The organism is Synechococcus sp. PCC 6717 (assembly GCF_022698185.1).
Taxonomy (GTDB): domain Bacteria; phylum Cyanobacteriota; class Cyanobacteriia; order Thermosynechococcales; family Thermosynechococcaceae; genus Thermosynechococcus; species Thermosynechococcus lividus.
On the sequence record NZ_JAKLTV010000009.1, the window covers coordinates 17,664 to 42,433 of the forward strand.

Genomic DNA, 24,770 nt, shown 5'->3' on the forward strand with positions numbered 1-24,770 from the left:
CGCAGGGGGGCTAAATTTTGTTACTGTAGGAGCATGAGCGTCAGCATGGAAGAGTTTTATGCCCATCGGAGTGCCTAAAGTCCCCTACCGGATGCCCGGGGAACCCTACACCCAGTGGATTGACATTTATAACCGCCTGTACCGTGAGCGAATTATCTTCCTCGGCAAAGAGGTTGATGACGAGATTGCCAACCAAATCGTGGCAGTCATGCTCTACCTTGACTCGGAAGACCCGGGCAAGGATATTATGCTGTACATCAACTCTCCTGGTGGCTCGGTCACCGCAGGCATGGCCATTTATGACACGATGCAGCACATTAAGTCGGATGTGGTGACCATCTGCGTTGGTTTAGCCGCTTCCATGGGGTCATTTCTTCTGGCCGCCGGGACGAAAGGCAAGCGTTTGGCATTGCCCCACTCACGTATTATGATTCACCAGCCTTCGGGGGGCACCCGCGGTCAAGCCACGGATATTGAAATTGAAGCGCGCGAGATTTTACGGGTACGGCGGCAACTCAATGAACTCTACGCCCACCACACCGGCCAACCCGTCGAAAAAATTGAGCGGGATATGGATCGCGACTACTTTATGTCTGCCGAAGATGCGAAGGCCTATGGCCTCATCGATCAGGTCATTGAAGAACGTGCCCATTAAAGACCCAAATTAACTGCATTGCCGTTTTATCGAGGTTGTATCCATCATGCTGCGCCCCCTCTCCTGTCTTATTGCGGCTCTGGCTGCTGGTATGGGAGTCTCGTTGAGTCAACCAATGCGTGCCCAGTCTGCTAGTCCCTTTCCCGAAGAGATGATGACCAGCACGGTTCAACAGATGAGTGACTCGTTGGCGACCTATATTGCAGGTTCTAGTTGCAGCCAATTAGCCAGCATTGTCAAAATGATTCCCACCGATGGCAGCAACCCGGCACCGGATCCCAACTCCATCATTGGGTCAGTGATGCTGACGGTTAAAAACAGCCCTAATTTGCAGTCCACGATCGCCACGCGGGTTGGCCCTCCCCTCATTAGCAAAATGTTGGAATGCAACATGGTTCCGGTAGATCTATTGATGCAAGCCGCAACAACTCGCAGAGGGCCGTAACACCTTAGGGTCTAAGACTCTGGTAAGTGGTACTGATCAACAATTTTTTGGGCAAACCTAGGGACATGAGTCGCTAGCTTAGCTGGGTAATTGCGTCGCACAAACAGATAGTTGCGAGTAAAGTGCGAGTCAATGGAAAATCGAGCATATTCCAACCCTTTGGGGCCAATCCGCTCAATGACTAAACCCATCAACTGCGCTGCCCACATTGGCAAGGTCACTCCCTTATCGTAGGCTGGAATGCTTTGCTGCACGGCGGCATGGCGATCGCCTTTGCTCATCACCGGTTGGGTCTCTAGCTGTGCCCGCACTAAGTCCAGCATTTCTTGGCCTAGGGGATTGCGCACCACCAGCCACTGCCAACCAAAGGGTGCCCCCATATAGCCGACAACTAAATCCGCAAGGCCATTCACATAATCAAAGCAACTCATGCAGGAGGGGGCAAACACATCCTTGAGTTGATTGGTTTTAAGGCCAAAAAAGGGAACCGTTTCCGTCGAACCATCACTGTGCTTAAAGTGCACCCGGAAGTCCTGCATAAACTCGTAATAAACCACGGTATCTGGGGAGCGGCTCGTGGTTTCTAAGAACTTTTGCAGACCCGCGCGGGTGACGTTATCCACACAGGGGGTGCCCAACACGTAGAGCTTTTCTAGGCCTAATTTATCCTGCACGGCTCGCAGGGCTTGGATTTGGCAGCCCACACCAATGACAAGCAGGCGCTTTAACCCTGAGCGCTCCACCTCCTCCAGCACGGATAGGTTGGGGGACAGGGTGGGTTTATTGACCCGGGCGGCGAGAATCTCGTCACGGTTGCGGGCAATGACGGGCTTGGGGGTAAAGCGATCGCCCTCGCTAGCGTGAACACAGACCACCCCTTCCACCCGTCCGGACTCCAGCATGGCAATGGCAATACTGCTGACGATGCCGGTCCACTGTGCCCCTGCAATCGGCTCTGTTTTGCGGGCAGCCAGCATTTGGTGGTGAACCCCAAAGTAGCATTCATCCCAATTCTCAAGCTGGCGCGATCGCCCGTGGGTTTGGGTCTCAAGGGTCTCAAACTGTTGGTTTAGAAAGGCACAGGCCTCCTTCACGTAGTGGATATAGTAGGTGTCACACAGGCCGCATTCACTACAGAGGGCTTTGGCGGGGCGGGGGCTACCGGCTTTKAGGGCACGGGCTTTTTTATGGTTACGAGCGAGGGTCATCAGAACGTCCTGCATCTAGAGCTTCAGGAGAGTATGGGCGCGATCGCAAATGGCCGCTGGGGTCAAGCCATTGTAGGCCATCAGTTCAGAGGCACTGGCGGTGGTTTCACCCCGCTGCCATGCCAGTACATCTCGTGGCGCCGTGGCTCGCAGCAGCACCGGCTCCAGAAGAGCAGCAGCACCACCGGTGATAGCTAACAGCGCATCACCCCCAAAGAGACGGGCAAAGGTGGCCTCATCGGCAAAGCCATCGTCTGGTTCCGCACAGGTTTGCCATGCTACATCGCTAGGGCGGTATAAACGGCGGGGATTAATGACCGAGACAATGCGCACCCGATAGCCTGCAGCTTCTAAGGTGGGCACAGCCGCATACACAGGATTCAAAATCATATCCCCAAGCACCGCCAGCACTAAGGTAGCGCGCCCACTGGCGGATTCATAGAGCGTCACCGCGCCCTCCGCCAGTCCTTGCTCTGTTTGGGCAAAGGTCGTCCGCACCGGCAGCGGGCTCTTGCTAGCAAAGATGGCAATCCCCTTATTCTGCGCCGTTAGTGCCCAGCGATAGCACACTTGAATACTGTTCGCATCCGGTGGAAACAGGGCAAAGACATTGCCATTGCGCAGCAGCGCCGCGTAGTAGGCTTCAATTTCTGGGCGCTGGTGCGTCCAGCCATTGCGCCCCTGCTCAAGGGCACCCGCCGTATAGAGGGCTACAGTGGCGGGGGTGGGGCGGCGCAGTTCGGCCATCGCTTGGGTCACGGTTTGCCAAATCGGCAGACCATTAATGGCAAAGGACTCGTAGGAGCACCACAGGCTGCGACTGCCCATCAAACACAACCCTGCTGCTAAGCCTGCACAGGCATCTTCGCTGAGGGGTTCATAGACTTGGCCGTGGGGAACTTGGTTGTAGAGGGGGTCCTCTGTGGGGTGAATGATTTTCAAGGCTTGGTTGATGTTGCCAATTCCAGAGGCTTCGTTACCATCGGCATTGGTGATCAAGTAGCGGCGATCGCGCGCTCCCACCTCTGCCACCATCCGACCCATGGCGGTAGTGGCTACTTTKGCCTCCCCAAGATCGTAGGCTTCGAGGGGAATATCCCCCAACGGCGGAAGCTCAAGCACCTGTTCTGTAACGGCAACACGTGCTGCCGAACCCCCTGCAGCGACTTCGCAGTTGTGGCGCACCAGTGCCCAGGCTGAGGGCGAGAGGGCGCGGGCTTTCAGGGCACTAACAATGTCGGGATTCTCAAGGGTGTGCTGGGCATAGAGATTGTGGGATTTGGCTCCCTTGGCATGCACCCCTGCCCCTTTAAGCTGCTTGAGAATCAAGACCGTGAGCTTACCAGAGAGCGCTGATTGCGCCGCCTCCTGTACCCCTAGGAGGACGGCTTTTGTAAAGGCCAGCCGTTGCCCAAAGGAAAAGAGGGTGCTGTCCACATAGGCTCCCGGTTGGTTGGCATCATCAAAGTCCTTGGCATCCACCAGCACCACTTCCTCAAAGCCATTGCCGTGCCAGTAGGCCATCATTTCGCGATTACTTTTCAGGGATACCATGCTGTGGTGCTCTTGGCTAAAGCCGTTCCACACCAGCACCGGCAAGAAATTGGTCACCTCAGGAAAGGCGGTATGGAAATGCGCCATCCCACTCATCACGTAGGGTTCTCCGAGGCCACCATCGCCCAATGTAAAGGGAAAGAGGGTGTGACGGTGCAGCCAAGCTGCCGCCATTGCGAAGTGCTGCCCCTGCCCCAACGGGCCGGCGGGAGCCAAAATACCGGGAATATAACCGGAAAGGTGCCCCAATAACCCGTGTTTTTCCCGAAAGCGATCGCGCAGGTCTTGAACCGTGTAAATCCCCATCTGCTCTAGGGAGCGATCCAAGAACATGGCGGCATAAAAGCCGGGCGCATGGTGCCCCACTTCGGTAATGATATTTTTGTACCCCAGCAGTACTAACGCTGCATAGGCTTCCGCTTGGCTCGCAAAGCCCCCCGGATGCCCCGAGGCTTTACTGGCGGTCATTTKCAAAATTAAGTAGCGGAGCGCATCGGCGTAGAGGAGGGTTTGGTAAGCCGCCGCAGGGGACTCTGGGTCTGGGAGCGTGGTTTGCTGGGGGTTCAGCAGCGGTGTTTGCCCATAGTGCTCCCAGTCTGGCCAATCGTCGCCAAAATACTGAATTCCTTCACAGAAGCTGGGCACCGAAGTTACCGCTGTCATACGACCCAATCCTTAACTTGCACACTTAATCTTCCATCTTACAAGGGGGTGGCGGCGGTCTCCGGCAATAATTAAAGTATGCCCAACAAAGTAAATAGGGCTGCTCATCAATGGTTGCGGTAGCTTGGCCAGATCAATTGATTTTTGTAGGGGGATGTAATTAGGAATGGCCTTAGTGATTGCCGGCGATCGCAGCGGTGTGGGCAAAACCACGGTGGCTCTTGCCCTCAATGCGGCTCTAACAGCGCGAGGGCGGCGGGTACAAACCTTCAAAGTTGGCCCTGATTACATTGATCCGCTGTTTCATAGCGCCATCAGTGGCCGTCCCTGTTACAACCTTGACCCCATCCTCACCAGTGCTGATTATGTGCAAACCTGTGCGAGGTACTATAGCCAAGATGCGGATGATGTTCTAATTGAAGGGGTGATGGGGCTGTTTGATGGCCGTAGTGGCACCAGTGAAGGCAGTACGGCGGCCATTGCCCAATTGCTGAATGCCCCGATCCTCTTGGTCTTGGATGTGCAAAAACAGGCAGCATCGGTCGCAGCCTTGGTTTATGGCTTTTGTCACTACCATCCAGCCCTGAGAATTGCCGGAGTCGTTCTCAATCGCGTCGGCAGCGATCGCCACCGCCAAATTTTAGAAGATGCCCTTGCGCCCCTTGGTATCCCCGTCCTTGGTGTCCTCTACCGCGATCAGCAGCTTGCCCTACCCAGCCGCCACCTTGGGTTAGTTCCACCCCACGAGTCAGCAGCGTTTCAAGCCGTGGGCGATCGCCTAGCTGTTCTTGGTTGCACCTGCTTTGATTGGTTACACCTCGAACCCCTTTGCGCTCCCCTCTCCTCTCTCTCCCCTCCCCTCTCCTCTCTCCCCCCTCTTCCCTCTCCCCTCAACATTGGTATTGCCCAAGATGCTGCGTTTCACTTCTATTACACCGATGCCTTAGATGTGTTACGCACCCTAGGAGCAACCCTTATTCCGGTATCACCGCTGCGAGATCCTTGCCTCCCCCCCAATCTGAGCGGCCTGATTCTAGGGGGTGGCTTTCCTGAGGTGTTTGCTGCCGAGCTAAGCGCCAATGAGTCTTTTTTAAGTGCTCTGCGCCACAGCCTCCAGCGTGGGTTACCCGTCTATGCCGAGTGTGGGGGGTTAATGTACTTAGCGCAGGGGATTCACACCCTAGAGGGTCAGGTTTACCCCCTAGTGGGGCATCTGCCGACAGTTGCACACATGGGCGATCGCCTCACCCTAGGCTATCGCACTGCAACTGCACTGCACGCTACCCCGTGTGTTGACCAAGGGCAGCAGGTGTGGGGGCATGAGTTTCACTACTCTAGGGTGACACCATCCCCCCTCTCTCCCCTGTGGTACCTCAACAGCTTGCCAGAAGGATGGGGAAGCGATGATGTCCATGCCAGTTATCTGCATCTGCACTGGGGAGGCCACCCAGAATTTGCCATGAAATTTTTGCAACGGGCAGCGCATTTTTCTAGGTCAACACATCTGTGTTAGCCTGCGCAAACTACCCAACGCTGATGCTACGCATAGAACGCGGGCTTTCTGTAGCCCTCCAGTTATCTCGCAAGACAACTAGGAACCTCTAGGCTGGTTTACCCAAAAAAGCGCCGTAAAGCCCTTGCCTACCGCTACGCGGAAGCAAGCTAACAGGTATGGGGATATAGGACGCAAGCTATTTTATCTGCCCCAATAGACTCATGCTAGTTAGAGAAGCCAAGCTAAAGGGGACACGCTTCAGGGGCATACTCAATGCCGAGGAGGGCTAGACTGGTGAACTGATGCTTGGGCTTTCTTCAGGTATTTTTCAATAGTTATCTGTTTGAAATACTTAAATTTCAAGCGGCAAAGCCGCTCCGCCTCAGTTAAATACTGTAGGCCTGTGCGGATATCTCCTGCACCTAAAGTAGCAATGCCAGCCCTCAGGAGTAAATCTGGATCATCAGCACGATGGCGTCGCAGTTCATATTGATCACGAGATGCCTGAGTCAGCGCACTTGCAACCAACAGTGCTAGCGAAGCCTCCTCGCCTTTCAGAGGTAAAACTCGTTTAGTGATGGCCTTGAGGACATCTTGAGGCACGCGGATCGTTGCCTGAGCAACCGGAGCTGCCAATTCGTCTTCTTGGGGTACCCCTAAGAAGTTTGCCAACGCTGCCAACGTTTGATCACAGGATGCTTGAGTTGAATGCTTAACCGTTGGTAGATAAATGACGGTACCCATGACATCCATGGCTAAGGTAGGGGACTGTTGGTAATTCTGAACCGAACGGATCGCCCTCAAAGAAAACTGATAATACTCAGTATCCCACTTCGGTAGATGGAAGAGGGGGGTAAAAAGCCAATTATTGTTGTGAGGCTGCTTGCTTAAGCCAACAAATAGAGACAGTCCAAGCCAAGAGCTAACAGTAAGAATCTTGGTATTCTCATCAAACTTGAACTCCAATTTATCCCAATATTCGCAGGCCAGCAGACTAAAGAACATATAGAAAATCAAAAATGCCAATAGTTGATTGCCAACCCCATACACCCACAAACCCGATGGTGACTTTAACAGGGTAATGATTGCTGGTGTTAGGACAAACTGGCTAACAGGCCACGCTGCAATCAGTAGCACAACGGTACCCATTCCTGGTACAAACCGGAGTAAAAATACCTCCATTGCCACACGTGCTACTCCCCTTAAGTCAAGCAGCGCCGTAATAAAATTAGCCACCATTAGATATAGCAGCCATGTCAGTAAACCCATCAAAATTACCAATACAATGAGTCCAATGGTTAGGTTTCTAGTGAGGTCACTGGCAAGATTTTCGCTGTAAATCAGAGCAGCGTGGTTATTCTGAATATAGGCTGGGTTAAAGGAGATCAATAGCCCCCAGCCAAAAATAAGTGTAAAAATTCCTGCAATAAGACGGCCAACTAGATCAAAGCCCTCAGTTCCCACTAGGGTATATTGGTTGCCACTTGCAAAACGATGAATTCGTAACATAAAGCAAGCAATTTAGCCGTTACACTCTATTCTATCGAAGTGTCTTGAGAGGCTTAGTATTCCACATTACACAGGTCACAGAGATGCCCAAAAGTGTTGAAGATTAGTTGCATCTTATTAAGCTAGTATGGGGCTACCCAATGCTGCACTCCACAATAGTGACAGGTACTTCGCAAGTTTTATGGAAGCCAAGTTCTTTCCTTGCAGCAGCTATCTCCAACCTTTCGTTGTGCTGGTTGGCTCAGTTCTTTAAGTTCACGCTGAATTCTCTCCCCAATCCTCAAGACAGCGGATAGCAAGGTATGCTGAGTTGTATGAGCTTCAGTCGAATTGGCCGATGGATTGATCAACTTCAGGTGGGAATGCGCCTGATCCTTGCTCTGTTGGTGGCTGTTATTGCCCTTGCCCTTACGGGTACTTGGCTAGAGTTAGGACAGCGACTTCTATTTGCTTGGGATGTAGGCATCACTACCTACCTGCTGTTGCTCCTGAAGATGATCGTCAGTGTCAATAGCTTACAAACCCAGCGGCGATCGCAGGTGGGGGAACCTAGCACGCTCATGATCCTTGTGCTGGTGGTGTTTACGGCCATTGCCAGTATTGTGGCAACGGGTTTACTCTTAGCAGATACCAAAATTCCTAATAACCCCCTGTTGGCCTTGCAGGTGAGCTTGGCGACATGGGCGGTCATTGCCGCATGGTTTTTAACTCACACCTGCTTTGCACTGCAGTACGCCCGCTACTACTACGATGACAACTACCATACCGTTAATGAGTTTGGTTATGCAGGGGGTCTGGATTTTCCGGGAGACGGCGAACCCGATTACCTCGATTTTATGTATTTCTCCTTTACGATTAGCCTGACATCCCAGACCTCTGATGTCTCTATCGAGGGGCGACGCATTCGTCGTCTTGTGCTGTTTCACCAAATTGTCTCCTTCTTTTTCTACAGTGTTATTGTCGGGTTGGTGATCAATGTCATTGCGGACTTGTGGTGATGTGGCACTGGCAAACCACTGAACTGGGGGTATTTTTAACCTGTGACCTGCTATCAGACTTTCGCCATGGGTTCTTTAGTCGCACTTGGCAGGGTCAGCCCCTCGAATGCCTCACGACGGCACTGGGGTCAACTGCACCTCCGCTGCGCACTCAACAGGTGCATGGCAATCGTGTTGTCTTAGCCGCAGAAGTGTTGGCCACGCAAACCCGTTTAGAGGCCGATGCCCTAGTTACCACGGCGGCGGATCAAGCTCTGTGGGTGTGCAGTGCTGATTGTGTGCCACTGCTGATTGCTGATCAAAGGACGGGACGGGTTGCGGCAATTCATGCAGGTTGGCGGGGGACGGCTGCTGAAATCACCAAGAAAACAATTGCCCAAATGCAGGCCTTGGGTAGCGAGTTGGCTAGTTTACGGGTGGTACTAGGGCCTGCCATTCAGGGTAAGCGATATCAAGTGGGTTTGCCGGTGGCCTATGCTTTGGCGGCAACCGTGACAGACGTAACCGATCAGGTCGATGCTGCGATGGTCTCTACAGACCTTTACCAATCCTTAGCAAGGTTGGATCCGGCAGTAGTGTTTACGGATGCAGACCCGCAACGGCTGCGGATTGATGTGGCGCGGGTCAATCGGTTGCAACTGTTGCAATTAGGGCTACAGGAGGATCAGATAGCGCTGTGTCCCTACTGTACCTACGAAGATGCGACCTACTTTTTCTCCTACCGCCGAGAACGCCTCAAACAGGTGCAGTGGTCAGGAATTGTTAGTCAGTAACCATGATTGGCGTGGCGTGGGGACAAGACATTGCTCTGCGGTGGTGCGATCGCCTGCGGTGCACTCACAAGGGCGATCGCCCCCAAAGTCAACAACCAGCGATCATTTGTGTCCTAGGCTTTACGGAAACTGCCTTAATTCCCGGAATTTCAGCAGCAGGGAAAACTGCCACCGATCGCCGCTATACTGCCCTAGCCGATGGCGAATTTTTACTCAGGGGGGTTCAACCCCGCTACCAGTACCCCCTTCCCCCCCTGATTGAGGGAGCCTCCCCCGCCCTTATTAGCCGTGCCCTCATCGAATCCCTCGATCTCCCCCTCTACGTTTTTAATGCTGGCCTGCCAGCACCAGGGTTGGTGCAAATGATTGACCTAGGGGGAGCGCCCGCGCGGTGTGTGAGTACAGGGCAAGCCATGGATCGCGCGACGGTTGAGCATTTGTGGCATCAAGGATGGCGGTGGGGCGAACGGTTGAGCCAAGCCCACCCTTGGCTGGTAATTGGTGAATGCGTTGTTGCGGGCACAACCACTGCTTTGGCACTGTGCGAAAGCTTGGGAGTTACGGCACAGTACTGTGTGGGCAGTAGCCATCGCCAGAGTAACCATGGGCAAAAGTGGCAGATTGTCCAGCAGGGGCTGAGCCAGTTACCCCCCAATCCAGGCCCTTTGGCCTGTGTGGCGGCCATTGGTGATCCGATGCAAGTGGTTGTTGCCGCCATGGTTTTACGCGCTAGTCAAACCTGCGCTGTTCTTTTGGCCGGGGGGTCACAAATGATTGCAGTGTATGCCTTGGCGCAGGCGATCGCCCGGTGGCAGCAGTTACCTTGGCGGCCTGATCAAATTGTTGTGGGTACCACTCGCTGGATTGTAGAGGACACCACGGCTCACATCAGCACCTTAGCTGCGCGAGTTGAGTGTCCGCTCCTCTATAGCCAACTGAATTTCACGACCTCCCGTCATGCCGCCTTTCGAGCCTATGAAGCAGGGTTTGTCAAGGAAGGAGTCGGGGCGGGTGGCTGCTGTATTGCGGCTCATCTTTTGGCGGATTGGCACAACGAGCAGATGGTTGCGGTCATTGACAGCCTAGGCGATCGCTGGCATAAGCGTCTTGCTGAATAGGTACGTTGCAGGCAGACATGCAACCCTGTAGCTTGCGCTCAGATGGCGGTAAAACAGGGCTTGTATTTTGATCCCAAAACAAACGTTATAAGCTGAGAAGAAGTGGCCAGTATAAGGCAGTGTGCAATGGAGCAGCAGATTGTCCATGCAACCGTAGGACGGGTACGGTTTCGAGTGCCGCGACTACGCTGGGATGCCAACTATGCTGAGCTAGTGGTGCAGTTGCTAGAGTCCTTGGCCATTGTGGAGCGGGTGCGCTTAAACCGCCAAGCCGCCACAGTGGTTGTTGAGTATCAGCCCCATTTACTCGCTGCCAACACCATCCACGATGCCCTTAGTCGCTGCTTTAGCCAAGCAACGGTTGCCACTCCCCAGCCATGTCCGCCCACGGCGGCACCTGCGGATGCGATCGCCCTCGAAGATTACGAGGCGCAAGTGGAGGCCGATGCCCGCCTTGAAACCGATTGGGAGCGCTTAGGGTTACCCCTTGTTGCCTTGGGCGTATCACTGTTGAGTGTGCCGTTCGAGCTTCCCTTTGTCGTCGTGGGGGCAGCGGTGCTTGCCAGTGCGTGGCCATGGTTTCAGCGCGTGGAGCATCAGGTCAGCCAAGGGCATCCTCCCAATGTCGATTTACTCGATAGCCTGTGGATTGGGCTGCACACTGCCAACGGTCAGTTTTTAGCMCCCGCCTTAAAAACTGCGATGGTTGGGGTGAGGGCAGATGTGCGCGATCGCCACCGACGACAGCAATTACACGCCTATCCCAGTGTCTTAATGGAGCACTATCAGCACCTTACGGTTGAGCGAGGGCAGGTTCCCCTAACGATTGAAAGCCAACAACTCCAAGCTGGGGATATTTTCTGGCTACAACCCGGAGAGTTAGTGCCTGCCGATGGTAAGGTTTTGGTTGGCATCGCCGAAATTGAGCCTGCTCACTTTGCCCTCTCGCGCCAAGTGATGGTTGTCCGCCCAGGAGACTCCCTCAACGCCGGTAGCCAAGTGATTACCGGGCAACTACAGGTGCAAGCCACCCGCACGGGTTGGCAAACTCGCCTTGGCTTGATCACTGACTTGCTGCACACAGAGCCTGTCTATGATAGTGCCTTAGCACACCAGCAAGGAGAATTTGCCCGTCATGCTGTTTTGCCCACCTTGGCACTAAGTGCCGCATTGTGGTTCTCCACAGGAGCCTACGGGCCGGCGATCGCCCCCCTGCAATTTGACTTTGGCAGTGGCGTCCAACTCTCACTGCGTACCGTCCTCCTGTCTGCCCAAGTATTTGCCGTGCAGCAAGGGGTTTACCTGCCAACCGCTGGCACCCTCGAATATCTTGCCCAACTGGATTGTTTAATTATCGATGGTCGCTCAGGCATTCCCGACCTCTTAGGGTGTCAACGCCTGATTCAAACCCTACGACGTATCGGCATAGCCACCTACGTGGTGCATCCAGAGGCGCATACCGTCCCCATGGAGGGAGCCACAGACCTCACCTCAGATCGCCTTAGCGATTTACAGTGCTATCTGCAGGGCAAACAGTACCGTGTGGGCTGGCTCAGCTTTGGGGAAGCCTGTAGTTGTCCCCTAGATCAGTGGCTGCCAATTCGCTGGGCGCCTTCCACCTTTACCCCCAATGCCAAAGTTGTCGTCTTGCTCGATCCGGAGTGGGCGGCGCTTAGTCGTGGCATTGCCCTAGCCCGGGATGCCCTAGAGCGTACCTACCAAAATGTTGCCTTAATTACCTTGCCTAACCTCGCTGTCACCTTTGGCGGTATGTTTTTGGGGCTGCATCCTGTGGTCAACGTAGTCACCAATAATGTCACTGCCTTTATGGCAGAATTTCTCCATGGCGACGCTCCCCAGTTCCGCACTGAATTATTGCCCTCTAGGCCAGCCCCCTCGTTACCCACGACCCAACACGCGCGCCCTAGCATACCTCAGTTGGCCTTTGCACCCTAAGGATCACATCGGGTAGGGCTGGAAGCCCCGTACTTCAGTGCGGGGAGGAAAGCTCCTTTAGCAACTTCAGTTGTTTTAGGTTATAATTGTATTGCGGACACCAGAAACGGTTGTTCAAGGCACTGGTAACGGTCGATTGGGGGTGTTGTAAACCACCCCAGAGGCTCGCGGTTGGCTTGCTAACTGCAGGGCTACTAAAAGCTCCCTGCTTTAGCTGGGAGTAGTTTACGGGATAGTAGTAGTACTGCTTAGTCCACAGCATGCCAGCGCAGGCTTGGCGAATAATGTTGCGCTGATCCGCCGTGCACTCATCAGGAATGAGGTGATGGTAAAAGGCGTCTGCCTCGGCAATGGCAGTTTGCAGTTGGTCGTTAAAGGCTTGGCCAAAAGCACCGCTGGTGGAGCTACCGTCTTGAAATAGCCGTAGTTGAATGGTCTCGACCCCTTGGGCAGGAATGGTGAGTGTGTAGTGGGCGGCAACTTTGGTGCCTACCTTACCCGGGTTCACAGCGCTCTTTTCTCCGTGGATAACGTAGCGGTGAATACCATCTTTGACGTAGGGGGAGGGGTTTGGCTGGTTAAAGAGGCGCTCGACGTTGGTTTCGTTCTCAGTAAATAGGAAGGGGACGGGGCGATCGCTCACGAATGCATACTCGCCAAGCGCCTCATGGCGTGCTCGCACCTTAGTGGCATCCATCTGTTTTAGTTCCGGTTTGCGGGGGGTGTAATCGGGGTGCCAACTCCACGTGTTACGGAACCAGAGGGTGGGTAAGACGTTGAGCTCAGCCGCGTGATCGCCGCGGTTGTGAATACTCACTTGAATTAAAAGATCGTTAGGTGCAGCCTTGGCATATTCAATAAACACATCAAAGTAGCGATCGCCCTCAAAAATCCCCGTATCCAGAAGCTCATACTCTAGATCCATGCGGGTGCGGTGGCGAGAAGAAATTTAAGACACTCTTGCCATCTTGCTTGCAAACAGCAACATGACGATACTGCAAAGCTAACAAAGGTTTCTAGAGCCAACCTAGGGAAAAAATCTTAAGGTTTGCCTGCCGTCTAAAAGCGGCGGCGAAACTCAAGAAAACCTGTCCCCTCGCCATTGGTGCTAATTTGCGATCCTAAGCGGATGTGCTCGTTCACCTGAAAGCCTAGGTTAAATCGTGTGGGGTCTGATGGGGCTGTTAACAATTGCAGCAGCGACACAGAGGTAAAGTTATTGATCTGAAAGCCCACTTCTGCACCAACGGCCAAGGCAGGGGTAGAGGATTGCGCCTTGCGATCCGGTGGCACCACCGCCGGAAAAATCCGAAAGGAGGTACGGTTGCCGGTGGCGCGGTCGATGGCAGCTTGGAGGTTATTAAACAGGGCGGAGCCAGCAATATTGGCCACAAGAGCTTCGCCACTGACTTGATTTTGATCGCTACTTGCCCCTCCCCCCATCAAGGTCAGCAACTCCGCATTACTGCGGGGAGGGCTACTAGACAGTTCGAGCACTGCCGGTAGGTTGGTTTGGAATTGGCTGGCACGACCATTGATACGAGCGGTAATGCGCACGGTGTTGAGGGTGCCAATACTCGTGGCGGTTGCGGTGCCAAAGTCTCCTAGCCGGGTGGTGCCGGGGGTAAAAACTTCGGTGGCGGTTGCGGCAAGGGTAAGGTTTAGGTCAGGGTCAAGACCGTTAGCAGGGGTAAAGCGAACATAATTATCCCGGCGTCGTTGCAATAAAAAGAGGGTAGTAAATAGGTTAAGCTGACCGCTGGTGAGGCGGATTTCCCCAGCGGGCTGAAGCGTGTCAAGGGCACCATTGAGGGTCAGGCTCCCCGTGGCGTTGAGATTGAGAAAGGGCGCACGGGTGACCTGTAGGGTATCGACCAGTTGAATTTGTAAGTTCTCAAAGACGGGTTGCTCAAAGAGGGGCGTGCGAGCAGTAGGAGCACCATTGCCATTGCCGAAGCCAGCGATCGCCCCTAGGTCGAGGCGACCACGGCTGAGCTGGACGCTACCGCCAATATCCGGACTCAGCAGGGTATCAGTAATCACTAAGGTGCCGTTGACGGTGCCCTGATAAATCTCCCTAGCATTCACTTGGAGTTGATTGAGCATAATGGTTAAAGGGGTTTCAGCATCGACATCATCGGCAGCAAGGGGCTGCTGAATCGGTAAGACCCCGGCCATCGTAATTTGACCTTGGCTAAAGACTCCTTGGATACCATCAACCCGTAGGCGATCGCGATCAAAGCGTACCCGCGCACTGACGTTGGTCAAGGGAGCCGTAAAGGTGGGCGTTTTCAGCACTGCGTCATCGACACTCAGCACGCCATTGATCAGAGGCTGCTGCCAGGTACCCCGCAGTTGAGCTTGTAAGGTGCCTTTCCCCTGCTGCCACTGCACCTGATCCGTAAAGGCGTTAATTAATGAGAGACCTTCATCTTTGATGGCCACATCAAGGGCGAGTTGCTGGTCTGGGAGGGGATCGGGGTCGAGGGGGTACGGCAGGGGCACAGAGCCAGTAATGGTGAGGGGTTCAGGGGTATCAAAACGGGCGACTGCTTGCAGTGCCAAACGATTCTGGCCATAGCGGAAGGTGGCATTGGCCGCTTCAAGGGGACGCTGATTGAGGCGGGCATCGCCAAGGGAGGCTTCCCCCACAAAAATGGGTCGCTGCCACGTGCCTGTGATCACCGCATGGCCATTGACGGTTCCCTCAAGGTCAATGCCTGGAGGGAGGAGGCTGGCAAAGGTACTGATGGGAAACTGTTGCAGAGTGAGTTGAGCCTTTTGAGTGCTGCCACCGATGGTGCCGTTCAATTGCAGTTGGCCGCCATTGGCTACCACCTCCATGGTGGAGAGGACTAACTGCTGTTGGGCAAAACGCCCGCGACTAAGGATGCGATCAATGGCATAGTTCCCCCACTGCCAGTCTTGACCGCTGAGATCAAAGTTCGCCACTAGACCTGACTGGGGAGTTTGGCTGAGGCTGATCTGGCCGCTGAAGTCCCCCTGCAGCTTAGACAGGGGGGGGATGAGGTGCGGGCGACGCACAAGGGCAGCTTGGGCTTGCAGCATTTCAATTTCTGCTAAGCGACGAATTTGGGTGAGCAGCAGTGCATCTGGCCCTGCCCCAGCAGAGGGGGTTCCCAAGTCGGCGGCGCTGCCATAGGTCTTAGTGTTACCTAGCCCCAAAACGGTGGCCAAGCCTGTGAGGTCTTCCAAATTCCCCTGAGCAATCCTAAGCTGAGCGGCTAAGCGTTGGGGTTGCAAATCGGCACTAAACTGGTATTGACTCTCGCCTTTTTGGAACTCTCCTTGCCCGAGGCTGAGGCGATTGGGGGCAAGGGCAAACTGAAAATCGAGGCGATCGCCCCGCCATGCCCCTAGCCCCGGGCGCTCAATGCTGAGGCTGCCTTGGCCACTGCTCCACCCTTGTAGGCGCAGTTGCCCTGATGCAGTACCAGCAATGATGGCGGTTTCCGGTAATTGCGGTGGCACGATGCGCAGACGCTCAAGGGGAAACTGCTGCAGGCGAATGGCCAACGCCTCCTCTTGACGCTGGCCAACAAGCCGCGCTTGCTGCTGCTGAATCTCGAAGGACTGGGGTTGCCACGCACTGTCAAGGTGTAGCTCAAGGCGATCGCCCCCTCCCTGCAAGCGCAACGATCCCCCCTGCTGTTGACTCAAGGCCACGGTACCGCGCAGAAGTGGTGCAAAGCGCAGGTCGTTTACGGCCAACTGCCGAGTTTGCAGCGTTCCCTGAAACTGAAGAGAGCCTAACGTGCCGCTGAGGTGTCCTTGCAGGCTACTGGTGCCGGCGATCGCGACGGGGATAGGCACAGCCGGCGTAAACAGCCCACTTAAAGCCCCTAGGGAAAGGTTGTCTGCCTGTACCCCTAGGTTCACCTGCCCGAGGGCAAGGGCATCCACATCCACCGCAATCGTCCCTTGGGCACGCACTCCCCCCAAGGTAGCCTCTTGGAGGCGTAGCTGTTGGCCATCCCACCCTAAGCGCGCCAGCAGGGGATCACCGGTGGGGGTTGGGCTGACCCTCAGGTTAGCTTGAGCTGTTATGGCACCAAGGTTTAGCTCATCAATGCGCCCTTGGGCGATCGCCTCTCCGTTTAATTGCCCATGGACTTGGTCGCTAAACTGGCGCAGAGCCACGTTGTGCGCCGTTGCCTCCAGTTGCCATCGCCCGGCCACCGCTTGGGCGCGACCTTGCAGAACGCCGGGGCGCAATTGCACCTGAAAATTCGGCACCAAGAGTTGAGTTTGGTTGATCTGAGCCACGCCCCTGAGGGGATACTGAGCCGTCGGCAATTCAAACGCTGCCTTGGCCAACCAGGTTTCAGGGGCAGCCACATCACCGCCAAAATCTATTTGGGCAAAGCCACGCCCCAAGGGAATTGGGGATGCTACGTCATAGGCAGCGGCGATCGCATCCAGGGCAACGTGACGAACCTGGGCACGCCCTTGGAACGTCCCATTCGGCTGCAACCTCAGGTCAGCATTCAGCGTGCCACCGCTTTGCAGCTCAGCCACAGCATTCGTAAGCTGTAGGCCCTCTAGGGAGGCAACAAAGGGAAGAGTGACCGATTGCAGACGGAATTGATCCACGTTTAGGGGGGTTTGGCTGCGGATTTCCCCTTGCACGTTGGGATTATCGAGAGCACCGCGAATTTCCAAGCGGGGAATGTGAACTCGACCGCCTAAGGGCACAGGAGGCTCTAGGTTGAAGGCGCTCAAGGTCGGTGCTAAATCCAGCGTGCCGACTTCCGCATCAATCTGCCAGCCGGTCTGTAGTCCCACTGTCCCTTTGGCGTGCCATTTCACATTGGCTACTTCTCCCCGGAGGTAGTGCAGCCGGACGCGATCGCCCTGTAATTGCAGATGGGCATTCACGTTCTTGAGGCTTTGGGGCACGTCTGTGCTGCGCAGATCTGCCCCCCGCAACCACACTTGGCCAGTAATGTCTGGGGTATCCGTGAGGGGGAATGCCACGCTGATGTGGCCGTCAAGTTGTCCCCGCTCGACCACAAGGGTTTCCGGTAAAATGCCAAAGTCATTAATGAGGGCAACGGCAATGGCTTTACCTTGGATGTGTAAGGCGCCTGTTGCAGTTGGTTGATCCCAGTCGCCCTCTAGCCGCCACTGCCCCCCCGTGGCTAAATTTCCCTCTAGTTGACCGCGTAGAGCCAAGTTTTTAGTGTCAGGGTTGAGGGTGACAGCGCCGTGGATGTTCTCAAGACGGTAGGCTGGCTTGCCAAAGGGCTGAACCACCACAGAGCCGTTGCGTAATCGCAGGGATAGCTCACCAAGGTCAAAGGGGGTCTCCTGATCCTGCGGCAGCATCAATTCGGTACGCCACCACTGCCCACGACTATCTTGAACGATGGTAATTTGCGGCTGTTGTAAGGTAATGCCAATGGTTAACTTTTGACCCGTGAGAATTTGCCACAGGTTAAAGGAGACCTCAATCCCCTTAAGGGTGGCGCTGTCGGGTTCAATTTGTCCTGCCGCCGTGTAGCTGGGAATCTCTGAGGCTCCAAAGCGGATAAAATTTAGCCCAACCTGCTCAACCTCGCCAATTTGTACCGGGCGATTCAGGCGTTTTTGCAGTTGTTGACTCATTTGGGGAGCCAGCTCGTAGTTCACAAACCACCACGCTCGCACGCCGCCAGCGATCGCCGCTGCACCCACGAGGACAACAGCCGTGCCCCACAGGCGCTGCCGACGACCCCAGCGAGATGCTTGCGATTGCTGTGTCATGATTGATGAATCCCTCACACCATGCCAATCCACCTACCGGCTTCATCCTAATACGGAAGATTGGCGGTTGTCTTTCGGATGTGAGTGCGCAGATCAGGTGCGCTGAACCAACCAGCCCAGCAACCCTAAAACAGCGACCACGGCATAGAAAGTGCTCACCACCTGCAATTCCGACCATCCCCCCAACTCAAAATGGTGGTGCAAGGGTGCCATCCGCAACAGACGTTTACCAACCCCATCAGGTCCTTTGGTGGCTTTGTAGTAGAGGACTTGAGCGATCACCGAAAGGGATTCCACAAAAAATAGGCCACTGACAATGAAGAGTTCCCACAACTGCTGACTGGCTAACCCCAACCCCGCTAGCACTGCCCCTAGCGCTAACGAGCCGGTATCCCCCATAAAGACCCGCGCTGGATGGTGGTTGTGCCAAACAAAGCCAAGACAAGCCCCACTCATGGTGGCTGCGAGAATTTGCAGATCGGGGTGAGTGCCCATGATTGTTCCAAGGGCAAGCAGGGCGATCGCTGCGGTGCCGCCTGCTAAACCATCGAGACCATCGGTAAGGTTGAGGGCATTCCCCTGCGCCATTGGCACAAAAACTGCTAGGGGAATAAACCCAACCCCCAGCGGCCACACCCAGCCCCAAGGTGCAGTAATGGTTGTTGCCGCCGGTTGAGTGCCCACTAGCCATGCACAAAAAAGCGCAGCCCCCACCGCTTCCAGAAGCAACCGCAGCCGCGCAGACATCCCCCTATTGGATTTGCGTCGTAACACTTGCCAGTCATCCCMCCAGCCAATGGCAGCGTACCAAACCGCCAGCAGGGCGATCGCCACCACCGACCCTGAGAGTTGCCCCACAGCCAGAGATGCCCAGAGGACAGCTAAGAGTAACCCTGTGGGTACAAAAAAAATCCCCCCCATTGTCGGCGTACCCGACTTTTTCAGGTGAGATTGGGGGCCATCTTCACGAATCACCTGTCCCGTTTTTAGCTGCCGCAGTAACGGCACAACCCCAACACCGATCAGCACTGTCAAAGTAAAGCTCACCAGCAGTGGCAAGGTCAAGGTTTGCAGGGGTGCGTCCCAGCGATCGCCACCGACATCATAGGCAACGGCAGCCATGAGTAAACCCGCACTCAGGAGGCCAAACAGCCACCACCCAGTCAAGAACTGCGGTGCCACAGCCGTTTTTGTTGGGGGCATTGTTGCTTCACCAGCGCATCACTCTAGCAATTAGTAGTTAGGATTGACTTCTCCCCTCCTTGAAAGAGAGGGGATTCCCAAAGGATGCTACGCAACGGGCTGAAGCCGCGTTGCTTCGCTTTTCCCTTGAGCTGTCACCCACAACTTAATGCGGGTGGGAGCAGTCAAAGACCCCCTACTCACCTCAAGCATCTCTGCTATTGGGACTACGTTTATGTTCGGTTTGTGGTTTCGCACTTTTCAACACTAGCCAGTTCGATACGCTCAACATCCTGCCATTGCTTGCAGTGGTTTAGGCTTGCCGCCAAAGCGGTAGTGACTTACTTGCCGGGATTTCTCCGTACTAGGATGTTTCTTCGCGTAGTTGATACGCCTACTTTCCACGTCTCTAGTTTAACACATAGAGAGGGCTAAAGCCCCCTGAGTTGGCTGTATCCCCTCGCTAAAGCGGAGGGGTTTTAGCCCGCCCACATCACTCCTATAAGCATGGATAAAATTCCACATTTGGAACTGCTGTCACACCCCTTTGCTGATCTACGTCACAGGGGATCTGTGTGTTCTGTGGCACACTAAGCAGTAAGGTTTCTGATAGACCCTCATGTTCAACCCTCTCACCGTTCGTTTTTGGGGGGTGCGCGGCAGCATCCCCTCTCCGGGTTCTCACACCGTTCGCTATGGCGGGAATACCCCCTGTGTGGAAATCCAAGCCAACGGTCAGCGCATTATTTTTGATGGCGGTACAGGGTTACGGGTTTTAGGCGAGCACCTGATGGCGCAATTGCCCGTTTCTGCCCACCTCTTTTTTACCCATACCCACTGGGATCACATTCAAGGGTTTCCCTTTTTTCAGCCCGCCTTCGTTCCGGGGAACCAATTTCACATCTACGCCGTTCCGGGTCAAAATGGTCAGGGTATTGAGCGCCGTCTCAACGATCAGATGCTACATCCTAACTTTCCGGTTCCCTTACAGATTATGGGGGGCGACCTTCACTTTCGCGATCTAGAGATTGGCGAGCAGGTGCCCCTAGGGGACGGGGTTACAGTCAGCAATCAAGCGTTGCACCATCCGGGGGGTGGCGTGGGTTACCGTGTGAGTTGGCAGGGGATCCATGTGGCCTACATCACCGACACAGAGCATTTACCCGATCAACTCCATCCCGGCGCCTTAGCCTTGGCCGATCACGCCGATGTCATGATCTACGATGCTACCTACACCGACGAGGAATATTACCATCCCCGTCAAAGCAAAGTTGGTTGGGGGCACTCCACATGGCAAGAAGCCATTAAATTAGCGGCAGCGGCTAGCGTCAAGCAGCTCATCCTATTCCATCACGATCCCAGCCACGATGATGATTTCCTTGATGTCATTGGTGACCTAGCGCGAGAGCGGTTCCCCCAAACCCTCTTGGCACGGGAAGGCTTAGTCATCTCCGTCTATCCAAATGTGATACACTTCCCAGCGACGGCTCAAGCAAGCTAAACTCACCGTGTTACCTGTCGTTATTCTGCCGGGATATCTAGCCCCTGCTTCGGATTACTATCCTCTCCGGGATGAGTTGCGACGGCTGGGGTGGATAGTCGAAGTGGTGCCGCTAAAGGTGCGCTCATGGCTGCCTACCTTGGGCGGCCGACCTGTGACCCCTATTTTGCGAGTCTTAGAAGCAACTGTTCAATCTGTCTTAACTACCAGTGGTGCAAGTCATGTCACACTGATTGGCCATTCCGCAGGGGGCTGGATTAGTCGGATTTACCTTGGCGATCAGCCCTATGAGGGGCAGGTATGGGCAGGGCAGCAGCGGGTGCGTACCCTCATTACCTTAGGCACCCCCCACACCAGTCAAGAACGCTGGACGCGCCGTAATCTCGAGTTTGTCAATACAACCTATCCAGGGGCGTACTACTCCCACATTCGCTATGTTTGTTTGGCGGGCAAAGCCATTTATGGTACACCCTACGGCTCCTTTGCCAATTGGTTTACCTATCAAAGCTATAAACTCACCTCTGGGGAAGGCGCCTGCTGGGGAGATGGGGTTACCCCCGTAGCCGCTTCGCACTTGGCAGGGGCACACAACCTGACCTATGACGGTGTATTGCACGCCCCTCGCAGTCGGCTGCGCGATCGCCCCGATGCCCCGTGGTACGGCTCCCCTGAAATCATCGCCTCATGGCAGTCTTATTTAGACATTTAGCTTGAGCAAAAACCGCAAGACCCCTCCGCTTCAAATCTTTGATTGATGACCCAGCCTAAAATTCCTTTTCTAAAGTGGTCAACGGCTCTCCACAGCCAGATTTTGTTTTTTTGAGCCGACATAAGGTGTGGATCCCATGGCAGGATTTAGTCAATGCTGGGCTGCGCAATCTTGGGGGCGATCGCGAAATTATTGCTGGGGTTGAGCACGTTTCTCTCCGGTCCCTTGCGCCGGACATTACCTTTGAGCGGGATGATGCAGCACTGATATTGCGGCTGCAAACACCTGCAGCAGCCCTAGAAACGGGCGTGGTCAACTTTAACCCCAGTAACGCACCTAGCGGCATTCTCTACAGTCAGCCGTTGAGTGCCTATCTGAACTATGGGGTGAACTGGCAAGATTTTGAAACTTTGGAGGTAGGCGGAGAACTGGTCATTAGCTTTGGTGGCAATGCCTTTGCTAGTGGTTGGTTTATTGATGCCAATAATGGGTTTCAGCGCGGTCTGACTAACATGGTGTTTGATAATCCCAAACACTTAACCAGTCTTGTGATTGGCGATACGTTTGTAAACTACTCCCAGCTAAAGCAGAGAGCTTTTAGTAGCCCTGCAGTTAGCAAGCCAACCGCGAGCCTCTGGGGTGGTTTACAACACCCCCAATCGACCGTTACCAGTGCCTTGAACAACCGTTTCTGGTGTCCGCAGTACAATTATAACCTAAAACAACTGAAGTTGCTAAAGGAGCTTTCCTCCCCGCACTGAAGTACGGGGCTTCCAGCCCTACCCGATGTGAGGGAGAACTGCCGCAGTGTAGAAGCCAAAATTTGTCCTAACCGAATAGACAACCGCCATAGATCGTTAAGGAGATTCTCTAATGTCTCAAACCCCAAATCTAAGCTCCCTCTATGACCAAGATATTTTGTTGTGGTCAGAAGATACGGTTGCCAAGCTGAAAGCACGGGACTTTGACCATCTGGATATTGAGCATTTGATCGAAGAGGTAGAGGCATTGGGGATCTCTCAGAAAAAGGAATTGATTAGTCGTTTAATTGTTTTACTAGAACATTTATTAAAACGGTTATATGTGAACTTGCCCGGTGACTACAATGGATGGGAGCGAACAATTCGGACTCAGCGTTCGGAACTAGAAGTTTTATTAGATACCGCACCGAGCTTAAGCAATCGATGGGAACTCAGTTTTGATAAGGCTTGGCAAATTGCGCTTAAAAATGTACGGAAGGAATATCCTCAAGTCTCTTTTCCGGATGCATGGAGTTACGATCGCGCCATCGAGCAATTATTGAATAATGACTTTTGGCTGCAATCCACTGAGGAGAATTAGTATGCCATCCAATCTCTATGAAACTGATTTTTACGCCTGGACACTGGAGCAGTCAAAGTTGCTTAAGGAAGGCGATTTTAAGCATCTGGACATCCCAAATTTGGTGGAGGAAATTGAGTCATTGGGGAAGCAACAGCGTCAGGAACTGAGAAACCGACTCGGTGTTTTAATTGGGCATCTTTTGAAGTGGGATTATCAGCCCGACAAGCGCAGCAAAAGCTGGCGCGTGACCATTCAAATCCAACGTCGTGAAATCGAAGATCTGTTGGACGAAAACCCTAGCCTCAAGCCCTATTTGTTAGAGGCGATCGCTAAGGGATATAAAGCTGGAGTCGATCTAGTACGGCTAGAGACTCCCTTGGATTATGAGGATTTGCCGAAGACTTGTCCTTATACATGCGAGCAACTGTTCGATCCAAATTTTCCCGCTGATTTGAATTCAATGATCTGAGTTAGGACTTGAATATATGCCATCCAATCTCTACGAAACGGATTTCTATGCCTGGACACTGGAGCAGTCAAAGTTGCTTAAGGAAGGCGATTTCAAGCATCTGGACATCCCAAATTTGGTGGAGGAAATTGAGTCATTGGGAAAGCAGGAACGTCGAGAACTGGAAAGTCGCTTAGGAATTTTAATTGGGCACCTGTTGAAGTGGCACTACCAACCGGAACAGCGTAGTAAAAGTTGGCGAGCCACAATTCGCGAGCAACGGCGAGCAGCACAAAAACTAATCGGTCAAAACCCTAGCCTCAAACCCTATCTGACAGAGATAATTGCCGATGCTTATGAATCTGGTAAGGATTTAGTTGTGGGTGAAACCCCTTTAGACTATGAGGATTTACCCCAAAGTTGTCCCTATACACCCGAACAACTCTTTGACCCTAACTTTCCCACTGATTTGACCCCTGCTTAATTTGCTGGCATTTAGCTATTGATTAAGCATAACTCGGACGATAGAGCCGGAATTATTGGTAGCAGCTTCTATCTTAAATAGTTTTTTATTTGACTTTATGATTCGTCAGAAAGTAACAGCTCATTGCAATATGTTTTATGTTTACTCAATGCCTGTTCCTCGGCTTCAAGAAGGGGATAAATGGTTTGCTGAAATTGTGGAGCGGGCGGCGAAGCTGATTTGCACTACGCCGGAGTTTGAGGATTTGTGGGCGGCGGTTTTCCCTCATCCCCTAACCCCTTCTCTCAAGGGGGGAGAAGGGGAACCGGACAGTACTCTTGCTCCCCTCTCCCGTTCTGGAGCTGGAGAAGGGGGACAAGACCATCCACTCTCTCCCTCTTTGGGAGAGGAATGTAGGGTGAGGGCTAACGAGGGGCGTGGCGTTACCGACGAAGCTGAACGGGCAAAATTGCGGGCGGAACTGGATGGCATCATTGCCCATTTGTATGGTCTCACCGAAACCGAATTTGTCCATATTCTCAGCACTTTTCCCCTAGTGCCCGAAGACACTAAACAAGCGGCTCTCCAAGCTTACCGTGAGTTAAGGTGAACTACCGCTCCTCATCGCTACGGGCTAGATAAGCGGCTTCCTTGTTCAACGGGGACAGCATCTAACAAAACCGACGTTTTACCAGATGACTTACGTTCCCTCCCAAAGGCAGTAGAGCGAGTTCCTAACTCCAATATCCGCAAGGCTTCATTGTACTTGAGCATGGTGCAAAACATCCCCCAACCACCGTCACTAATCGCTTTAGCGAGGTTGGGATTTCGCACCATCCCCTTCACATAAAGATTCTCTACAGCAATCACTTGGTTGTCGTTGACTATCTTGCGGGATAGCTTGTGTAGAAAATCTTCACGACAGCGAGCTATTTTACTGTGAACGCGAGCGACTCGCTGTCGAGCTTTATCGCGATTGTTGCTTCCCTGCTTTTTGCGAGAAA

At 53.8% G+C, this 24,770-nt stretch carries 20 protein-coding genes and 1 pseudogene; 14 read left to right on the forward strand and 7 right to left on the reverse strand.

Translation table 11 applies throughout. The annotated features are described in order from the left end of the window. Nucleotides 1-58: 58 nt before the first annotated feature. Together L5470_RS06690 and L5470_RS06695 are read left to right on the forward strand one after the other, a co-directional pair. Nucleotides 59-655 (forward strand): ATP-dependent Clp protease proteolytic subunit, encoded by a 597-nt coding sequence (locus L5470_RS06690; RefSeq protein WP_099799074.1) that lies wholly within the window; start codon nucleotides 59-61, stop codon nucleotides 653-655. A 46-nt stretch (nucleotides 656-701) separates the two neighbouring features. Beyond that, nucleotides 702-1,100: a hypothetical protein gene (locus tag L5470_RS06695; protein ID WP_499498974.1), complete on the forward strand. Its 399-nt coding sequence runs from the start codon at nucleotides 702-704 to the stop codon at nucleotides 1,098-1,100. Between the two features lie 11 nt (nucleotides 1,101-1,111). Here the strand turns inward: L5470_RS06695 and L5470_RS06700 are convergent, their stop codons facing one another. Further along, the gene (locus L5470_RS06700) at nucleotides 1,112-2,308 is read right to left on the reverse strand and encodes a Coenzyme F420 hydrogenase/dehydrogenase, beta subunit C-terminal domain (RefSeq protein ID WP_099799895.1); all 1,197 of its coding nucleotides are present in this window, start codon (nucleotides 2,306-2,308) and stop codon (nucleotides 1,112-1,114) included. A gap of 15 nt (nucleotides 2,309-2,323) precedes the next feature. Beyond that, nucleotides 2,324-4,525 (reverse strand): phosphoketolase family protein, encoded by a 2,202-nt coding sequence (locus L5470_RS06705; protein ID WP_499498977.1) that lies wholly within the window; start codon nucleotides 4,523-4,525, stop codon nucleotides 2,324-2,326. Nucleotides 4,526-4,691: 166 nt separating this feature from the next. Here L5470_RS06705 and L5470_RS06710 point away from each other — a divergent pair, with 166 nt between their 5' ends. After that, a complete protein-coding gene (locus tag L5470_RS06710) occupies nucleotides 4,692-6,038 on the forward strand; it encodes a cobyrinic acid a,c-diamide synthase CobB (RefSeq protein WP_499498979.1) in 1,347 nt (448 codons plus the stop codon). A 252-nt stretch (nucleotides 6,039-6,290) separates the two neighbouring features. Here L5470_RS06710 and L5470_RS06715 read toward each other — a convergent pair whose 3' ends face one another. Then, a complete protein-coding gene (locus L5470_RS06715; protein ID WP_499498980.1) occupies nucleotides 6,291-7,289 on the reverse strand; it encodes a hypothetical protein in 999 nt (332 codons plus the stop codon). A gap of 554 nt (nucleotides 7,290-7,843) precedes the next feature. Here L5470_RS06715 and L5470_RS06720 point away from each other — a divergent pair. The 4 genes from L5470_RS06720 (at nucleotide 7,844) to L5470_RS06735 (ending at nucleotide 12,374) form a co-directional block, all read left to right on the forward strand. Further along, a complete protein-coding gene (locus tag L5470_RS06720) occupies nucleotides 7,844-8,527 on the forward strand; it encodes a DUF1345 domain-containing protein (protein ID WP_499498982.1) in 684 nt (227 codons plus the stop codon). Then, nucleotides 8,527-9,300: a peptidoglycan editing factor PgeF gene (gene pgeF, locus L5470_RS06725; protein ID WP_499499025.1), complete on the forward strand. Its 774-nt coding sequence runs from the start codon at nucleotides 8,527-8,529 to the stop codon at nucleotides 9,298-9,300. Before L5470_RS06720 ends, pgeF begins: the two co-directional genes overlap by 1 nt. Nucleotides 9,301-9,302: 2 nt before the next feature. After that, nucleotides 9,303-10,418, forward strand: a complete 1,116-nt coding sequence (gene cobT / locus L5470_RS06730; protein WP_499498984.1) for a nicotinate mononucleotide-dependent phosphoribosyltransferase CobT — start codon at nucleotides 9,303-9,305, stop codon at nucleotides 10,416-10,418. 126 nt (nucleotides 10,419-10,544) lie between these two features. Next, nucleotides 10,545-12,374, forward strand: coding sequence for a P-type ATPase actuator domain-containing protein (locus tag L5470_RS06735; RefSeq protein WP_499498986.1), 1,830 nt, complete (start codon nucleotides 10,545-10,547; stop codon nucleotides 12,372-12,374). A gap of 34 nt (nucleotides 12,375-12,408) precedes the next feature. Here L5470_RS06735 and L5470_RS06740 read toward each other — a convergent pair whose 3' ends face one another. The 3 genes from L5470_RS06740 to mraY all read right to left on the reverse strand — a co-directional run bounded on the left by L5470_RS06740 (nucleotide 12,409) and on the right by mraY (nucleotide 19,343). Beyond that, on the reverse strand, nucleotides 12,409-13,299 hold the full coding sequence (locus L5470_RS06740) for a hypothetical protein (RefSeq protein ID WP_499498988.1): 891 nt from the start codon (nucleotides 13,297-13,299) through the stop codon (nucleotides 12,409-12,411). A gap of 134 nt (nucleotides 13,300-13,433) precedes the next feature. Further along, complete coding sequence (locus L5470_RS06745) at nucleotides 13,434-18,140, reverse strand: translocation/assembly module TamB domain-containing protein (protein ID WP_499498990.1); 4,707 nt, start codon at nucleotides 18,138-18,140, stop codon at nucleotides 13,434-13,436. 93 nt (nucleotides 18,141-18,233) lie between these two features. Next, nucleotides 18,234-19,343, reverse strand: coding sequence for a phospho-N-acetylmuramoyl-pentapeptide-transferase (mraY, locus tag L5470_RS06750; RefSeq protein ID WP_499498992.1), 1,110 nt, complete (start codon nucleotides 19,341-19,343; stop codon nucleotides 18,234-18,236). Nucleotides 19,344-19,941: 598 nt separating this feature from the next. Here mraY and L5470_RS06755 point away from each other — a divergent pair. From L5470_RS06755 to L5470_RS06785, 7 genes are all read left to right on the forward strand, one after another. Then, nucleotides 19,942-20,823, forward strand: coding sequence for an MBL fold metallo-hydrolase (locus L5470_RS06755; protein ID WP_198406108.1), 882 nt, complete (start codon nucleotides 19,942-19,944; stop codon nucleotides 20,821-20,823). 7 nt (nucleotides 20,824-20,830) lie between these two features. Further along, a complete protein-coding gene (locus tag L5470_RS06760; protein ID WP_099798052.1) occupies nucleotides 20,831-21,532 on the forward strand; it encodes an esterase/lipase family protein in 702 nt (233 codons plus the stop codon). Nucleotides 21,533-21,642: 110 nt separating this feature from the next. Continuing rightward, nucleotides 21,643-22,293 (forward strand): hypothetical protein, encoded by a 651-nt coding sequence (locus L5470_RS06765; RefSeq protein ID WP_499498995.1) that lies wholly within the window; start codon nucleotides 21,643-21,645, stop codon nucleotides 22,291-22,293. Between the two features lie 112 nt (nucleotides 22,294-22,405). Further along, nucleotides 22,406-22,873, forward strand: a complete 468-nt coding sequence (locus L5470_RS06770) for a DUF29 domain-containing protein (protein WP_099798873.1) — start codon at nucleotides 22,406-22,408, stop codon at nucleotides 22,871-22,873. A 1-nt stretch (nucleotide 22,874) separates the two neighbouring features. Continuing rightward, nucleotides 22,875-23,324, forward strand: a complete 450-nt coding sequence (locus tag L5470_RS06775; protein WP_099798872.1) for a DUF29 domain-containing protein — start codon at nucleotides 22,875-22,877, stop codon at nucleotides 23,322-23,324. A gap of 16 nt (nucleotides 23,325-23,340) precedes the next feature. Continuing rightward, nucleotides 23,341-23,787, forward strand: a complete 447-nt coding sequence (locus L5470_RS06780) for a DUF29 domain-containing protein (protein ID WP_099798871.1) — start codon at nucleotides 23,341-23,343, stop codon at nucleotides 23,785-23,787. Nucleotides 23,788-23,935: 148 nt separating this feature from the next. Beyond that, nucleotides 23,936-24,376 carry a hypothetical protein gene (locus L5470_RS06785; protein WP_198405919.1) on the forward strand — a complete coding sequence of 147 codons (441 nt, stop codon included), beginning with the start codon at nucleotides 23,936-23,938 and terminating at the stop codon, nucleotides 24,374-24,376. 17 nt (nucleotides 24,377-24,393) lie between these two features. On the opposite strand, the pseudogene L5470_RS06790 reads toward L5470_RS06785, so the two are convergent. After that, a pseudogene (locus L5470_RS06790) lies at nucleotides 24,394-24,762 on the reverse strand (RNA-guided endonuclease InsQ/TnpB family protein); the annotation flags it as partial. Between the last annotated feature and the right edge of the window lie 8 nt (nucleotides 24,763-24,770).

Excerpts from the sequence above, each read along its gene's own strand:
- L5470_RS06740 (WP_499498988.1), bottom strand. The coding sequence starts at position 13,299 with ATGGATCTAGAGTATGAGCTTCTGGATACGGGGATTTTTGAGGGCGAT.
- L5470_RS06780 (WP_099798871.1), top strand. The coding sequence starts at position 23,341 with ATGCCATCCAATCTCTACGAAACGGATTTCTATGCCTGGACACTGGAG.
- L5470_RS06770 (WP_099798873.1), top strand. The coding sequence starts at position 22,406 with ATGTCTCAAACCCCAAATCTAAGCTCCCTCTATGACCAAGATATTTTG.
- pgeF (WP_499499025.1), top strand. The coding sequence starts at position 8,527 with ATGTGGCACTGGCAAACCACTGAACTGGGGGTATTTTTAACCTGTGAC.
- L5470_RS06720 (WP_499498982.1), top strand. The coding sequence starts at position 7,844 with ATGAGCTTCAGTCGAATTGGCCGATGGATTGATCAACTTCAGGTGGGA.
- L5470_RS06695 (WP_499498974.1), top strand. The coding sequence starts at position 702 with ATGCTGCGCCCCCTCTCCTGTCTTATTGCGGCTCTGGCTGCTGGTATG.
- L5470_RS06690 (WP_099799074.1), top strand. The coding sequence starts at position 59 with ATGCCCATCGGAGTGCCTAAAGTCCCCTACCGGATGCCCGGGGAACCC.
- L5470_RS06755 (WP_198406108.1), top strand. The coding sequence starts at position 19,942 with ATGTTCAACCCTCTCACCGTTCGTTTTTGGGGGGTGCGCGGCAGCATC.
- L5470_RS06710 (WP_499498979.1), top strand. The coding sequence starts at position 4,692 with ATGGCCTTAGTGATTGCCGGCGATCGCAGCGGTGTGGGCAAAACCACG.
- L5470_RS06715 (WP_499498980.1), bottom strand. The coding sequence starts at position 7,289 with ATGGGTTTACTGACATGGCTGCTATATCTAATGGTGGCTAATTTTATT.
- L5470_RS06785 (WP_198405919.1), top strand. The coding sequence starts at position 23,936 with ATGCCTGTTCCTCGGCTTCAAGAAGGGGATAAATGGTTTGCTGAAATT.
- cobT (WP_499498984.1), top strand. The coding sequence starts at position 9,303 with ATGATTGGCGTGGCGTGGGGACAAGACATTGCTCTGCGGTGGTGCGAT.
- L5470_RS06745 (WP_499498990.1), bottom strand. The coding sequence starts at position 18,140 with ATGACACAGCAATCGCAAGCATCTCGCTGGGGTCGTCGGCAGCGCCTG.
- L5470_RS06775 (WP_099798872.1), top strand. The coding sequence starts at position 22,875 with ATGCCATCCAATCTCTATGAAACTGATTTTTACGCCTGGACACTGGAG.